Origin of the sequence: Bacillus thuringiensis, assembly GCF_001595725.1 — a bacterium.
Classification (GTDB): Bacteria; Bacillota; Bacilli; order Bacillales; family Bacillaceae_G; genus Bacillus_A; species Bacillus_A thuringiensis_K.
Genome location: NZ_CP014282.1, coordinates 145,152 through 159,417, shown reverse-complemented (window position 1 = coordinate 159,417; position 14,266 = coordinate 145,152). Strand labels below are relative to the sequence as shown.

Genomic DNA, 14,266 nt, shown 5'->3' with positions numbered 1-14,266 from the left:
CCTACTTACGAGCAATTCTATCCATATATTGAAATATTGTTTTATGCTCTATCTGTATGTATTTCCAACAACTAGTTAATTATACCATACATGAAACAAACGACAATTACAAACAACCCCCTTTAGCTCAAATTGGTAAGATGTCAAACATTTTTATTGTACAGTATAATATAAATCATTATTATACGCCTATTTTCAAATAAAAAAAGCAACTTCTCAGTTGCTTTTCTTACATTTATTTTAGTTTTTCACCGAATAAAGAACCCATTAAAGCAACTGCTGTTGTTGCCGTTCTATTTCTCTCATCTAAAATCGTATTTACCTCAACAAATTCAGCAGATGTGATAATATCAGCTTCTGCTAACATTTCCATCGCCAAATGACTTTCACGATAAGATAGACCGCCAATTACAGGCGTTCCAACACCTGGTGCATCATGAGGATCAAGACCGTCTAAATCTAATGATAAGTGTACACCATCAGTATGAGATAAATATGCGATTGTTTCTTCCATAACAGCCGTCATCCCCATACGATCAATTTCATGCATTGAGAACACTTTAATACCTTCATTGCGAATGAAATCTTTTTCTCCTTCATCCAATGCACGCGCACCGATAATTACGACATTCTCTTTTTTCACCTTTGGATATGCTCCGTATAAATCTACAAGTGAAGAATGTCCATAACCTAAACTTGCTGCAAGTGACATACCATGAATATTTCCAGATGGTGAAGTTTCCTCTGTATTTAAATCACCGTGTGCATCATACCAAATAACGCCTAAGTTTTTATAATGTTTTGCTACACCAGCTAATGTACCGATAGCAATACTATGGTCACCACCTAATACAAGTGGAAAACGACCTTCTTCTATAATATGATCCACCTTACTTGCTAATTCATTACATACAGTTGCAACTTGTGTAAGGTTTCTTAATTTTGTATTTTCATCTATCTCTTTTTCTCTCTCTATACATATATCTCCCATATCTTTAACTTCATATCCAATTTCTTCAATTCTTTCAATTACCCCTGCATAACGGATCGCGCTCGGTCCCATATCAACTCCACGGCGCATCTGTCCTAAATCCATTGGAACTCCAATAACTGAGATTTCTTTTTTCATAGATAGTATCCCCCTTTTATGCCTTCACTAAATATTTTAAATCTTTTATATAGTCTGACTCAACTCGACATTTTTCTGTATGGATATACAATTTATTCACTTATATTCATACTGAAAACCAAATTTTAAAACTATTCTATGTATAAAGTTAACTTAATGAAACAATCGCAATCACTATTATTAAATAATAATAATAAAACACTCCTACATTTAGAAGTGTTTTTCTGATGCTATTTTCCATACTGTTGCAATATTTTTTGTTGTCATTTCAATATTTTCTTCTGCTACTTTATATGCTTCTTCTAGTGTCATCGGTCTCGTTGTAATACTAAATACCGCATCTATTCCTTTCTCGTACACAGCTGAATAATCAGGTGATACAGACCCTCCAATAGCAATTACAGGCACAGAAAAACGTTTTGCACGCCCCGCAACACCCACAGGAGCCTTTCCATATGCAGTTTGTTTATCTATTCTACCTTCACCAGTTATAATGAGATTTGCATCTTCTATATGTTTATCGAAATTTGTATAATCTAATACAATTTCAATGCCCCTCCGCAAGTCTCCCTTTAACACTGAAATAACAGCCGCTCCCATTCCTCCCGCTGCCCCTGCACCAGGTATTTCAGATACATCAAAAGATACATATCGTTTAAGCATATTCGCATAATGTTGTAAATTCTCATCTAGCTCTTTCATCATCTCTACATTTGCACCCTTTTGTCTCCCAAATATGAAAGATGCTCCCTGCATTCCGACTAATGGATTATCCACATCACATGCCGCTTCTATCTTTACCCCCTTTAAGCGGGGGTCCATTCGTGAAAAATCAATAGCAACAATCGAATGTAATGTGCCTCCAGATGGATCTATTACTTCACCCTTGTCATTTATAAATCTTACTCCTAAAGCTGCTAACATACCTGTCCCACCATCATTTGTAGCACTTCCTCCAAGTCCTAAAATTATGTACTCCACTCCTTGATCTAGCGCATGTAATATAAGTTCTCCTGTTCCTTTTGTCGTTGTAATAAGTGGGTTGCGCTTTTCAACTGGAACGTGCTGTAATCCTGATGCTGCTGCCATTTCAATAAACGCTGTCTTTTTATCTTTAGAAATGCCATAAAAAGCTTGTATACCTTCTCTAAGCGGTCCTGTCACACTAATTGATATAATTCTCCCCCCTGTAGCATCAACAAGTGATTCAACCGTCCCTTCTCCTCCATCTCCAATTGGTATTTTCACATACTCTGCATTAGGAAAAATTGCTCTAAAACCTCTTTCAATAGCTCCACATACTTCTATAGCTTTTAGGCTTTCTTTATATGAATCAGATGCAATAACAACTTTCACAATTATCTCCCCATCCCTTATTTTTACGTTTTCTTCATTTTAAACGACAAGTATAAAAGTTGTCTTTTTGAACACAAAAAAAGCTTACATCATATGATGTAAGCTTTTTTATTTAGATGGAGCCTAGCGGGATCGAACCGCTGACCTCCTGCGTGCAAGGCAGGCGCTCTCCCAGCTGAGCTAAGGCCCCTTAATTAAGCGGAAGACGGGATTCGAACCCGCGACCCCAACCTTGGCAAGGTTGTATTCTACCACTGAACTACTTCCGCAAAAATGATGAGCCATGAAGGACTCGAACCTTCGACCCTCTGATTAAAAGTCAGATGCTCTACCAACTGAGCTAATGGCTCGTAAATGGCTGGGCTAGCTGGATTCGAACCAGCGCATGACGGAGTCAAAGTCCGTTGCCTTACCGCTTGGCTATAGCCCATTAATATTTACTAGTATGGTTATCTTTTCAAAAAAATAAACCCTCTCAGGTTATTTTAAAGAAAATGGTGGAGGGGGGCAGATTCGAACTGCCGAACCCGAAGGAGCGGATTTACAGTCCGCCGCGTTTAGCCACTTCGCTACCCCTCCGACATTTTAAATATATATGGTGGAGGATGACGGGATCGAACCGCCGACCCCCTGCTTGTAAGGCAGGTGCTCTCCCAGCTGAGCTAATCCTCCAAAAGTGGTGACCCGTACGGGATTCGAACCCGTGTTACCGCCGTGAAAGGGCGGTGTCTTAACCACTTGACCAACGGGCCAAAAAAGTTTTAAACCTATTCCCAAGCTTCCAACCGGGCTTGAACCGGTGACCTCTTCCTTACCATGGAAGTGCTCTACCAGCTGAGCTATGGAAGCATAATGGCTCCGCAGGTAGGACTCGAACCTACGACCGATCGGTTAACAGCCGATAGCTCTACCACTGAGCTACTGCGGAATAATATTAGCCTGGCAACGTCCTACTCTCACAGGGACAAGGTCCCAACTACCATCGGCGCTAGAGAGCTTAACTTCCGTGTTCGGTATGGGAACGGGTGTGACCTCTCTGCCATCATTACCAGACTTTTATCATTATAAACATTTCTTTCGAAATGTCAAGAAGAAATTTTAATGCATATTCCTTCAAAACTAGATAACATTGCTACATATTATATGGTTAAGTCCTCGATCTATTAGTATTCGTCAGCTCCACATGTCACCATGCTTCCACCTCGAACCTATCAACCTGATCATCTTTCAGGGATCTTACTAGCTTACGCTATGGGAAATCTCATCTTGAGGGGGGCTTCATGCTTAGATGCTTTCAGCACTTATCCCTTCCGCACATAGCTACCCAGCTATGCCCTTGGCAGAACAACTGGTACACCAGCGGTGCGTCCATCCCGGTCCTCTCGTACTAAGGACAGCTCCTCTCAAATTTCCTACGCCCACGACGGATAGGGACCGAACTGTCTCACGACGTTCTGAACCCAGCTCGCGTACCGCTTTAATGGGCGAACAGCCCAACCCTTGGGACCGACTACAGCCCCAGGATGCGATGAGCCGACATCGAGGTGCCAAACCTCCCCGTCGATGTGGACTCTTGGGGGAGATAAGCCTGTTATCCCGGGGTAGCTTTTATCCGTTGAGCGATGGCCCTTCCATGCGGAACCACCGGATCACTAAGCCCGACTTTCGTCCCTGCTCGACTTGTAGGTCTCGCAGTCAAGCTCCCTTATGCCTTTGCACTCTACGAATGATTTCCAACCATTCTGAGGGAACCTTTGGGCGCCTCCGTTACACTTTAGGAGGCGACCGCCCCAGTCAAACTGCCCACCTGACACTGTCTCCCGGGTCGATAAGACCCGTAGGTTAGAATTTCAATACAGTCAGGCGGTATCCCACCAGCGCCTCCACCGAAGCTAGCGCTCCGGTTTCAATGGCTCCCGCCTATCCTGTACAAACTGTACCAAAATTCAATATCAGGCTACAGTAAAGCTCCACGGGGTCTTTCCGTCCTGTCGCGGGTAACCTGCATCTTCACAGGTACTATAATTTCACCGAGTCTCTGGTTGAGACAGTGCCCAAATCGTTACACCTTTCGTGCGGGTCGGAACTTACCCGACAAGGAATTTCGCTACCTTAGGACCGTTATAGTTACGGCCGCCGTTTACTGGGGCTTCAGTTCAGAGCTTCGCTTACGCTAACCCCTCTCCTTAACCTTCCAGCACCGGGCAGGTGTCACCCCCTATACTTCGCCTTACGGCTTCGCAGAGAGCTGTGTTTTTGCTAAACAGTCGCTTGGGCCTATTCACTGCGGCTTTCCGTTAAGAAAGCACCCCTTCTCCCGAAGTTACGGGGTCATTTTGCCGAGTTCCTTAACCAGAGTTCTCTCGCACACCTTAGGATTCTCTCCTCGCCTACCTGTGTCGGTTTGCGGTACAGGCACCTTTTATCTCGCTAGAAGCTTTTCTTGGCAGCGGGGAATCAAAGACTTCGCTCCATAAGGAGCTTCCCCATCACAGCTCAGCCTTTATGATAAGCGGATTTGCCTACTTATCAGCCTAACTGCTTGGACGTGCACAACCAATCGCACGCTTCTTCTATCCTTCTGCGTCCCTCCATTGCTCAAACGATAAAGAGGTGGTACAGGAATATCAACCTGTTGTCCATCGCCTACGCCTGTCGGCCTCGGCTTAGGTCCTGACTAACCCTGAGCGGACGAGCCTTCCTCAGGAAACCTTAGGCATTCGGTGGACGGGATTCTCACCCGTCTTTCGCTACTCATACCGGCATTCTCACTTCTAAGCACTCCACCAGTCCTTCCGGTCTGACTTCACTGTCCTTAGAACGCTCCCCTACCACTGATACCATTCGGTATCAATCCGCAGCTTCGGTGGTGTATTTAGCCCCGGTACATTTTCGGCGCAGAGTCACTCGACTAGTGAGCTATTACGCACTCTTTAAATGGTGGCTGCTTCTAAGCCAACATCCTAGTTGTCTAAGCAACTCCACATCCTTTTCCACTTAATACACACTTTGGGACCTTAGCTGGCGGTCTGGGCTGTTTCCCTTTTGACTACGGATCTTATCACTCGCAGTCTGACTCCTAAGGATAAGTCATTGGCATTCGGAGTTTGACTGAATTCGGTAATCCGATGAGGACCCCTAGTCCAATCAGTGCTCTACCTCCAAGACTCTTACACTTAAGGCTAGCCCTAAAGCTATTTCGGGAGAACCAGCTATCTCCAGGTTCGATTGGAATTTCTCCGCTACCCACACCTCATCCCCGCACTTTTCAACGTGCGTGGGTTCGGGCCTCCATTCAGTGTTACCTGAACTTCACCCTGGACATGGGTAGATCACCTGGTTTCGGGTCTACGACCACGTACTAAACGCCCTATTCAGACTCGCTTTCGCTGCGGCTCCGCCTCTTCAGCTTAACCTCGCACGGGATCGTAACTCGCCGGTTCATTCTACAAAAGGCACGCCATCACCCGTTAACGGGCTCTGACTATTTGTAGGCACACGGTTTCAGGATCTCTTTCACTCCCCTTCGGGGTGCTTTTCACCTTTCCTCACGGTACTGGTTCACTATCGATCACTAGGGAGTATTTAGCCTTGGGAGATGGTCCTCCCAGATTCCGACGGAATTTCACGTGTTCCGCCGTACTCAGGATACATTCAAGAGAGAACGAAGTTTCGACTACGGGGTTGTTACCCTCTACGACGGACCTTTCCAGGTCGCTTCGTCTACCTCGTTCCTTTGTAACTCCGTATAGAATGTCCTACAACCCCAAGAGGCAAGCCTCTTGGTTTGGGCTATGTTCCGTTTCGCTCGCCGCTACTCAGGAAATCGCATTTGCTTTCTCTTCCTCCAGGTACTTAGATGTTTCAGTTCCCTGGGTCTGTCTTCCTTACCCTATGTATTCAGGTAAGGATACCATACCATTACGTATGGTGGGTTTCCCCATTCGGAAATCTTCGGATCAAAGCTTACTTACAGCTCCCCGAAGCATATCGGCGTTAGTCCCGTCCTTCATCGACTCCTAGTGTCAAGGCATCCACCGTGCGCCCTTTCTAACTTAACCAAACTAAAAATTAAAAAATATGAGCTACACTGTTATCTAGTTTTCAAAGAACATACATTTATATATGAGAGATAGTTCTCTCAAAACTGAACAAAACGAAACACGGAAACTTATATTGATGAACAGCGTTCATCAATTCTCCATAGAAAGGAGGTGATCCAGCCGCACCTTCCGATACGGCTACCTTGTTACGACTTCACCCCAATCATCTGTCCCACCTTAGGCGGCTGGCTCCAAAAAGGTTACCCCACCGACTTCGGGTGTTACAAACTCTCGTGGTGTGACGGGCGGTGTGTACAAGGCCCGGGAACGTATTCACCGCGGCATGCTGATCCGCGATTACTAGCGATTCCAGCTTCATGTAGGCGAGTTGCAGCCTACAATCCGAACTGAGAACGGTTTTATGAGATTAGCTCCACCTCGCGGTCTTGCAGCTCTTTGTACCGTCCATTGTAGCACGTGTGTAGCCCAGGTCATAAGGGGCATGATGATTTGACGTCATCCCCACCTTCCTCCGGTTTGTCACCGGCAGTCACCTTAGAGTGCCCAACTTAATGATGGCAACTAAGATCAAGGGTTGCGCTCGTTGCGGGACTTAACCCAACATCTCACGACACGAGCTGACGACAACCATGCACCACCTGTCACTCTGCTCCCGAAGGAGAGCCCTATCTCTAGGGTTTTCAGAGGATGTCAAGACCTGGTAAGGTTCTTCGCGTTGCTTCGAATTAAACCACATGCTCCACCGCTTGTGCGGGCCCCCGTCAATTCCTTTGAGTTTCAGCCTTGCGGCCGTACTCCCCAGGCGGAGTGCTTAATGCGTTAACTTCAGCACTAAAGGGCGGAAACCCTCTAACACTTAGCACTCATCGTTTACGGCGTGGACTACCAGGGTATCTAATCCTGTTTGCTCCCCACGCTTTCGCGCCTCAGTGTCAGTTACAGACCAGAAAGTCGCCTTCGCCACTGGTGTTCCTCCATATCTCTACGCATTTCACCGCTACACATGGAATTCCACTTTCCTCTTCTGCACTCAAGTCTCCCAGTTTCCAATGACCCTCCACGGTTGAGCCGTGGGCTTTCACATCAGACTTAAGAAACCACCTGCGCGCGCTTTACGCCCAATAATTCCGGATAACGCTTGCCACCTACGTATTACCGCGGCTGCTGGCACGTAGTTAGCCGTGGCTTTCTGGTTAGGTACCGTCAAGGTGCCAGCTTATTCAACTAGCACTTGTTCTTCCCTAACAACAGAGTTTTACGACCCGAAAGCCTTCATCACTCACGCGGCGTTGCTCCGTCAGACTTTCGTCCATTGCGGAAGATTCCCTACTGCTGCCTCCCGTAGGAGTCTGGGCCGTGTCTCAGTCCCAGTGTGGCCGATCACCCTCTCAGGTCGGCTACGCATCGTTGCCTTGGTGAGCCGTTACCTCACCAACTAGCTAATGCGACGCGGGTCCATCCATAAGACAGCCGAAGCCGCCTTTCAATTTCGAACCATGCAGTTCAAAATGTTATCCGGTATTAGCCCCGGTTTCCCGGAGTTATCCCAGTCTTATGGGCAGGTTACCCACGTGTTACTCACCCGTCCGCCGCTAACTTCATAAGAGCAAGCTCTTAATCCATTCGCTCGACTTGCATGTATTAGGCACGCCGCCAGCGTTCATCCTGAGCCAGGATCAAACTCTCCAATAAAGTTAGTTTGTCTAGCATCTAAAATAAAAATTGACGTTTCACGTTGTTTGTTTCGTTCAGTTTTCAAAGAACTACTTGGTCGCTCATTTGCGACTTCCTTATGTTAACATCTTCATTTTTCAATGTCAACTAAGTTTTTTAATTTCTTTTTTGTCGTTTTCTGCGTTTCTGCATCAGCGACGGTTATTAATTTACCATATATAAACCATTAGCGTCAACACTTTTTAATAAAAAATTCTTTTTCTTACATAACGAATACATTCTTCTGTGTTAGCTACTCTCCGGAATAAACAGAAAATGATTTTATATCTTTCTTCCATGGCTTTTTTTACAACTTCATGAATACGCTCATCTTCAAAATCAAATAAAAGTTCCTCTAATTCTCTCTTCAATATGTATTCCATTTCTTTTCTTTCTTCTTTTGTCAACATCAGCCCAAGCAAACAATCACCTCAATAATTCCTTACGCAACAATAAACGTTCCGCTCATTTTCAATTATCACAATCCTATCATCCATTATATCCACTACTTACGATGTTAATCCTTTGTTCTCTTTTTTATATTTACAGCATATATGTAACTGAAAAGGATTGGACAAAGGGGCGTAATATTATGTTTTTCTTTTTTATTACGAGTAAGAGAAATTTTAAACACATTAGCTTAATAGTGATACTGTCCTTATTTACAGCATGGCTACTCTTTTTAAAAACATATTCACATGAATCTGCTTTTTCAACTGCTACAGGCCCTAAAGTAATTTACAAAGGAGACACCGCTAAAAAGCAAGTTGCATTTACGTTTGATATTAGTTGGGGAGACAAAAAAGCAATTCCAATCCTAGATACTCTTAAAGAAAGAGAAATTAAGAATGCAACCTTCTTCCTTTCTGCTGCATGGGCCGAAAGACACCCCGATATTGTAGAGCGAATCATGAAAGATGGGCACGAAATCGGTAGTATGGGGTACAATTACACATCCTATACTTCTCTAGAGACAAATGAAATAAGGCGAGACCTTTTACGAGCACAAGATGTTTTTACGAAACTTGGTGTAAAACAAGTCAAGCTGTTACGTCCACCTAGTGGCGAATTTAACAAAGCAACCCTTAAAATCGCAGAATCACTTGGATACACCGTCGTGCATTGGAGTAATAATTCAAACGATTGGAAAAACCCAGGTGTAAATAACATCGTTTCCACTGTCTCTAATAATTTGAAGGGTGGAGATATCGTCTTATTACACGCATCCGATTCTGCCCTTCAAACAAATAGAGCTTTACCGCTGCTCCTGCAAAAAATAAAAAGTGATGGATATGAGCAAATATCCGTGTCACAACTTATTTCCAACACAAGTACGAAAAGTGAAGATGTGAAGTAGCTTCTTCCCAACTACTCTTCACGCATAAAAAGCTCTACTACCTTTCAAGAAGGTGGTAGAGCTTTTTTAATCATACCATTTCCAGCATTATAACTGCTGGTGTATAAAACCTCTCTCTATTAAGCTGATTTACTTGTTTTTCCGATTAAACGATGTAATACAAGTAATTGATACGCATTACATAACAATAGCGGTATAACCATTAAATATAGCCAATCTGTATCATTAATCCGAAGCGCCGGTACCCATTCAAGGATTGTTACAACAACCATAAAGAACAGAGCTGGCACAAATGCTTTTTTATTTGTTTCTTTACTTTTTACATAAGCAACCATTGCTCCAAACACAAATAATATTCCAGCAACAAGTATGTTATTCCCTAACGAGACTTCCCCATTTGCAATAAGTACAGATCTTAAATACACAAAATCAAATAATACGAATGCAATAAAGAAGAGCTGGACTGCATTCCATAAAGAAGATGAGCGAAACATCCCTAGTCCAAAACGGTGGATTGTTAAATATGCAAAGAATCCCATTTGACTTATAACACTAAAAATAAATCCTACACCCATCAGCCAGAAAGATACTGCTAAAATCTCCTTACCGTCGAAATTTTGAAAAAATTTATTGTACTTGTCCCACTCCAAAACAAAACCAATAATAACTGTGCTAATCCCACCAAGAAACAACGTCGTTAAAAATAGTCGTACCCACTTGCGGCTATTCACAACACATCCCCCATTATCCTTATATTTCTAATTAAATTGTATCAATGACAATTTCAAAAAGCTAGCCATGTTCATGTATAAATTCCTTAAAGATATTTATATTAAAAAGAGAGAACTGTGCTGAAAGGAGTTCCAACTTATGAAACGGATGCTATTCATTTTCGTTTCTTCTTTTCTACTTATCGCACTTGCAGCATGCGCACAAGGAAAAGAAACGAAATCCGAACTAGATTACGATCAAACAAAGAAAATGATTGTTGATATTTTAAAAACAGATCAAGGTAAGAAAGCTATTCAAGATGTATTAACTGATGAAAAAATGAAACAAGCACTCATACTAGATGAAACAGTAGTAAAGAAAACGATTGAAGATGCCATGGTATCCGATAAAGGGCAACAATTCTGGGAAAAGCTCTTTAAAGATCCTGAGTTCTCATCAAAGTTTGCTAAAAGTATGGGGAAAGAACAAACTCAATTAATGAAAACCTTACTAAAAGACCCTGAATACCAAGCAGGCATTATAGAAATTATGAAAAATCCTGAAGTAGAAAAAATAATGTTACAAACAATGAAGAGTAAAGAATACCGTCAATATCTACAACAAGTACTAACAGAAACTGCTGAAAGTCCACTCTTCCAAGCCAAGATGATTGATATCATTAGTAAAGGTGTGCAAAAAGCTGAAAAAGGCGGATCTGGTAAGAAAGAAGCAGGCGGTGACGGTGGTTCTCAAGGCGAAAAGAAGGAAGAACAGTAAAAAATAATAACTATAATAACGAGTGGACAATGTATACATTGTTCACTCGTTATTACTTTATCTTACTATTAACAGACAAAATGGCCCCCTCTAGTTAAGCGAAAGGTTTACTAACAACAAAAGCATTATTGTTGTCAGTAACAGGTGAACCCCACTGATTAAAGTTTCACTTTATTTTTGTGTAACAGCTGTTTTATCAATTACTGTTTCAGCTATTTTACTATAAATAATGCCCGTTGTATGTGTATCTTCATATACTGAAGGAGCAAAGTCTTCTTTATTCCAATCGGGTTGTTGTAGCGGAATGCGACCAAGAACATTCGTTTGTAATTCGGTAGCTAACTTATCTCCCCCGCCTTTTCCAAATACATATTCTTTCTCACCAGTTACCTTACTTTCAAAATATGCCATATTCTCAACAACACCAAGAATACTATGTTCAGTGCGCAATGCCATCGCTCCAGCACGTGCTGCTACAAACGCAGCTGTTGGATGAGGCGTCGTTACAATAATCTCTTTGCAAGATGGCAACATTGAGTGCACATCTAACGCAACATCACCTGTGCCTGGTGGCAAATCTAGTACTAAATAATCTAGATCGCCCCATTCTACTTCTGTGAAGAAGTGGTTTAACATTTTCCCAAGCATAGGTCCTCTCCAAATAACTGGTGCATTATCCTCTACAAAGAAGCCCATTGAGATTACCTTTACACCTAAACGTTCCACCGGAATTATTTTGTCACCTCTTACGATAGGACGTTTTTCTATCCCCATCATGTCTGGCACACTAAAACCGTAAATGTCCGCATCGATAATACCAACTTTTTTTCCTAAACGAGCTAAAGCAACTGCAAGGTTAACGGAAACAGTTGATTTTCCCACGCCACCTTTTCCACTCGCTACTGCTAAGAATGTTGTTTTTGAATTAGGTGACAATAAAGATTCACTTTGCTCTTCTTGTTGTTCCGGTGCAAACTGAGCTAATTCCTCTTCTGTAAATTCTGCAAAACGAAGTCCAACTGTTGCTGCCCCAAGTTCTTTTACTAACTTTACAATTCCAGACTGCAACTGCATTTGTTCCGCTGTACCGGTTTTTACGATTGCAATTTTGACACTCACATGTTCCTTCTCTGGCTTGACTGTTACCTCTTTAATTGCATTTGTTTCTTTTAATGTTTTATGTAAAAACGGATCCACAATCCCTTCTAACGCTTCAACCACTTGCTCTTTCGTTACCATAATTAGCCCAGCCCCCTGTATGAAAAATAACGTAATGTTAATTGAATTTATCTCTGCTTATTCTTGAAATAAATGCGTTTACATTTCCAGTATAACATATTTTCCGAAAACTTCGTTAACGAGAGAAGCTCAAAAAAATCCTCCTTATTCTGGAGGATTTCCTTTTTCCGTGAAATAACGTAATATACCACGGTATATTGCAGCTGCTAACTTTTGCTGATATTTCTCCGAATTTAACATATACCTTTCGTTCACATTCGATAAAAAGCCAGCTTCAATTAAAGCACCTGGTGTTTTAGAATACTTTAATAAATACACATGCGAAATAGTCTTAGCAGAACGATTCGTGTTCTCTAAACTTGTTCTCAATTCAGCCTGTATAAATTTTGCAGCACGTTCATTTTCAATTGAAGAACGGTAATAGAACGTTTGTGCGCCTTTCGATCCACTACTAGTTAAAGCATTTAAATGAATACTTGCAAAAAAGTCTACATCAGGTTTATTGATGATTTCTACACGTTTTTTTAAATCCTCTGCTTTACGTCTGCTATATGACTTTGTATCTTTGTTAGCTAAATCATAATCTCCCTCACGCGTTAAAATAACTAGTGCACCTTGTTCTTGTAAATAGTCTTGTACCTTTTTTGTAATTTCAAGCGTAATATCCTTTTCTATAATATCCTTTCCACCAACAGCCCCTCCATCTGGTCCACCATGCCCAGCATCTAATACGATTACTTTCCCTGATAAGGGTAAATTCCAAGCACGCCACGATTTTGTAATTTGAAATTCTTGTTTGACTAAAAAAAACAATACAACCGCAGCGAGTGCAAAAGAGATAATTCGAATTCTCTTCATACCTTTCCTCCTCCAGCTAGTCCCTCTAATTACTTATATGGGACAAAAGGAAAGTTTATGCTTGTCTTAATGAAGCTTTAATCGATATCTTCTTTCACCTTTTTCATACCCTTCTTGCCACCACAATCCTATAAACTGCTGACAAGATTCAAAAAGTAATTCCTCATCTTTCAACTTTATTTCTCGCATAGTCATACTCGTTAAAAATTGAAATAGCGTTTCAGTTAATTGTTGTTCTTCTTCTAAAGCTCTATATTTCACATCAAAAAATGATTCACCATAATAACCAAATTTACTGTATCTCGCTCCTAATAAATAAGATTCTATCCCTAATTCAATACAGTAATCTTCATACTGACGATGAAGCTCTTGCATTTGAAATGCATCACGAATATTTGAACGCAATGTTTTTAATGATAATTCCCGCAACATCTTCCGCTCGTATTTTAACTGCTTTTCTTTTTGTTTTTCTTGTAAGCTGACAATGACATTCATAGTACTTATAAACCTCCCTAATACGTATTAGTCTAAACTTCTAAAGAAGAAGCATACGCGCGGCGGTAGCACTAAAATATTCCAAGCTATAAAAATTGCAAAAGAGGAATGAAACATAAAAAAACCCCAACCAAAATGGTTGGGGTTTGTAGTTCGCAAAAATTAACGTTTTGAGAACTGAGGTGCACGACGTGCGCCTTTAAGACCGTATTTTTTACGCTCTTTCATACGTGCGTCACGAGTTAATAGACCTGCACGTTTTAGTGTTAGACGGTATTCTGGATCAGCTTTTAATAAAGCGCGAGAAATACCGTGACGAATAGCACCAGCTTGACCAGTGTATCCACCACCATTTACGTTTACAAGTACATCGTAGTTACCTAAAGTTTCTGTTGCAACTAGAGGTTGTTTCACTACTTCACGTAATGCAGCAAATGGGATATAGTTTTCAAAATCACGACCGTTAATGATAACGCGTCCTTCGCCTGGAACTAGGCGTACGCGCGCTACTGAACTCTTACGACGTCCAGTACCATAGTATTGAACCTGTGCCAAAGTAAGCCCTCC

Annotated in this window: 10 protein-coding genes, 9 tRNA genes and 3 rRNA genes; 2 read left to right on the top strand and 20 right to left on the bottom strand. The window is 41.9% G+C overall.

The annotated features are described in order from the left end of the window. Positions 1 to 235: 235 nt before the first annotated feature. The 15 genes from rocF to AXW78_RS00870 form a co-directional block, all read right to left on the bottom strand. On the bottom strand, positions 236 to 1,129 hold the full coding sequence (rocF, locus tag AXW78_RS00940) for an arginase (RefSeq protein WP_000711575.1): 894 nt from the start codon (positions 1,127 to 1,129) through the stop codon (positions 236 to 238). A 210-nt stretch (positions 1,130 to 1,339) separates the two neighbouring features. Continuing rightward, positions 1,340 to 2,485, bottom strand: coding sequence for a glycerate kinase (locus AXW78_RS00935; RefSeq protein WP_000869591.1), 1,146 nt, complete (start codon positions 2,483 to 2,485; stop codon positions 1,340 to 1,342). Positions 2,486 to 2,602: 117 nt separating this feature from the next. Continuing rightward, positions 2,603 to 2,675 (bottom strand) — tRNA-Ala (locus AXW78_RS00930). 7 nt (positions 2,676 to 2,682) lie between these two features. After that, positions 2,683 to 2,754, bottom strand: a tRNA-Gly gene (locus AXW78_RS00925). An 8-nt stretch (positions 2,755 to 2,762) separates the two neighbouring features. Beyond that, positions 2,763 to 2,835, bottom strand: a tRNA-Lys gene (locus AXW78_RS00920). A 5-nt stretch (positions 2,836 to 2,840) separates the two neighbouring features. Beyond that, positions 2,841 to 2,915, bottom strand: a tRNA-Gln gene (locus AXW78_RS00915). A 65-nt stretch (positions 2,916 to 2,980) separates the two neighbouring features. Then, a tRNA-Tyr gene (locus AXW78_RS00910) sits at positions 2,981 to 3,064 on the bottom strand. 17 nt (positions 3,065 to 3,081) lie between these two features. Continuing rightward, positions 3,082 to 3,157 (bottom strand) — tRNA-Val (locus tag AXW78_RS00905). 5 nt (positions 3,158 to 3,162) lie between these two features. Then, positions 3,163 to 3,237, bottom strand: a tRNA-Glu gene (locus AXW78_RS00900). Positions 3,238 to 3,261: 24 nt separating this feature from the next. After that, positions 3,262 to 3,334: transfer RNA gene (locus AXW78_RS00895), tRNA-Thr, on the bottom strand. A gap of 4 nt (positions 3,335 to 3,338) precedes the next feature. Then, a tRNA-Asn gene (locus AXW78_RS00890) sits at positions 3,339 to 3,413 on the bottom strand. A gap of 9 nt (positions 3,414 to 3,422) precedes the next feature. Beyond that, positions 3,423 to 3,538: ribosomal RNA gene (gene rrf, locus AXW78_RS00885) — 5S ribosomal RNA — on the bottom strand. 90 nt (positions 3,539 to 3,628) lie between these two features. Further along, positions 3,629 to 6,546: ribosomal RNA gene (locus AXW78_RS00880) — 23S ribosomal RNA — on the bottom strand. Between the two features lie 146 nt (positions 6,547 to 6,692). Continuing rightward, positions 6,693 to 8,241 (bottom strand): 16S ribosomal RNA (locus tag AXW78_RS00875). The 16S, 23S and 5S rRNA genes sit together here with 9 tRNA genes alongside, the layout of an rRNA operon. A gap of 224 nt (positions 8,242 to 8,465) precedes the next feature. After that, complete coding sequence (locus tag AXW78_RS00870; RefSeq protein ID WP_000901147.1) at positions 8,466 to 8,684, bottom strand: hypothetical protein; 219 nt, start codon at positions 8,682 to 8,684, stop codon at positions 8,466 to 8,468. A 170-nt stretch (positions 8,685 to 8,854) separates the two neighbouring features. Between AXW78_RS00870 and pdaB the strand changes: the two genes are divergently transcribed. Beyond that, entirely contained in the window at positions 8,855 to 9,619 is a 765-nt protein-coding gene (pdaB, locus tag AXW78_RS00865) for a polysaccharide deacetylase family sporulation protein PdaB (RefSeq protein ID WP_000464705.1), read from the top strand. Between the two features lie 119 nt (positions 9,620 to 9,738). On the opposite strand, the gene kbaA is transcribed toward pdaB, so the two are convergent. Then, positions 9,739 to 10,350 carry a KinB signaling pathway activation protein KbaA gene (gene kbaA, locus AXW78_RS00860; RefSeq protein WP_061883703.1) on the bottom strand — a complete coding sequence of 204 codons (612 nt, stop codon included), beginning with the start codon at positions 10,348 to 10,350 and terminating at the stop codon, positions 9,739 to 9,741. Between the two features lie 139 nt (positions 10,351 to 10,489). Here kbaA and gerD point away from each other — a divergent pair, with 139 nt between their 5' ends. After that, positions 10,490 to 11,107: a spore germination lipoprotein GerD gene (gene gerD, locus AXW78_RS00855; RefSeq protein WP_061883702.1), complete on the top strand. Its 618-nt coding sequence runs from the start codon at positions 10,490 to 10,492 to the stop codon at positions 11,105 to 11,107. Positions 11,108 to 11,278: 171 nt separating this feature from the next. Here the strand turns inward: gerD and AXW78_RS00850 are convergent, their stop codons facing one another. From AXW78_RS00850 to rpsI, 4 genes are all read right to left on the bottom strand, one after another. Beyond that, on the bottom strand, positions 11,279 to 12,346 hold the full coding sequence (locus tag AXW78_RS00850; RefSeq protein WP_000256616.1) for an Mrp/NBP35 family ATP-binding protein: 1,068 nt from the start codon (positions 12,344 to 12,346) through the stop codon (positions 11,279 to 11,281). A 144-nt stretch (positions 12,347 to 12,490) separates the two neighbouring features. Then, positions 12,491 to 13,204, bottom strand: a complete 714-nt coding sequence (gene cwlD / locus AXW78_RS00845) for an N-acetylmuramoyl-L-alanine amidase CwlD (protein ID WP_000822438.1) — start codon at positions 13,202 to 13,204, stop codon at positions 12,491 to 12,493. 66 nt (positions 13,205 to 13,270) lie between these two features. Then, positions 13,271 to 13,699, bottom strand: coding sequence for a DUF2521 family protein (locus AXW78_RS00840; protein ID WP_001101005.1), 429 nt, complete (start codon positions 13,697 to 13,699; stop codon positions 13,271 to 13,273). A gap of 162 nt (positions 13,700 to 13,861) precedes the next feature. Further along, complete coding sequence (gene rpsI / locus AXW78_RS00835; RefSeq protein ID WP_000079986.1) at positions 13,862 to 14,254, bottom strand: 30S ribosomal protein S9; 393 nt, start codon at positions 14,252 to 14,254, stop codon at positions 13,862 to 13,864. Positions 14,255 to 14,266: the final 12 nt, after the last annotated feature.

Excerpts from the sequence above, each read along its gene's own strand:
- AXW78_RS00850 (WP_000256616.1), bottom strand. The coding sequence starts at position 12,346 with ATGGTAACGAAAGAGCAAGTGGTTGAAGCGTTAGAAGGGATTGTGGAT.
- AXW78_RS00840 (WP_001101005.1), bottom strand. The coding sequence starts at position 13,699 with ATGAATGTCATTGTCAGCTTACAAGAAAAACAAAAAGAAAAGCAGTTA.
- cwlD (WP_000822438.1), bottom strand. The coding sequence starts at position 13,204 with ATGAAGAGAATTCGAATTATCTCTTTTGCACTCGCTGCGGTTGTATTG.
- pdaB (WP_000464705.1), top strand. The coding sequence starts at position 8,855 with ATGTTTTTCTTTTTTATTACGAGTAAGAGAAATTTTAAACACATTAGC.
- rocF (WP_000711575.1), bottom strand. The coding sequence starts at position 1,129 with ATGAAAAAAGAAATCTCAGTTATTGGAGTTCCAATGGATTTAGGACAG.
- gerD (WP_061883702.1), top strand. The coding sequence starts at position 10,490 with ATGAAACGGATGCTATTCATTTTCGTTTCTTCTTTTCTACTTATCGCA.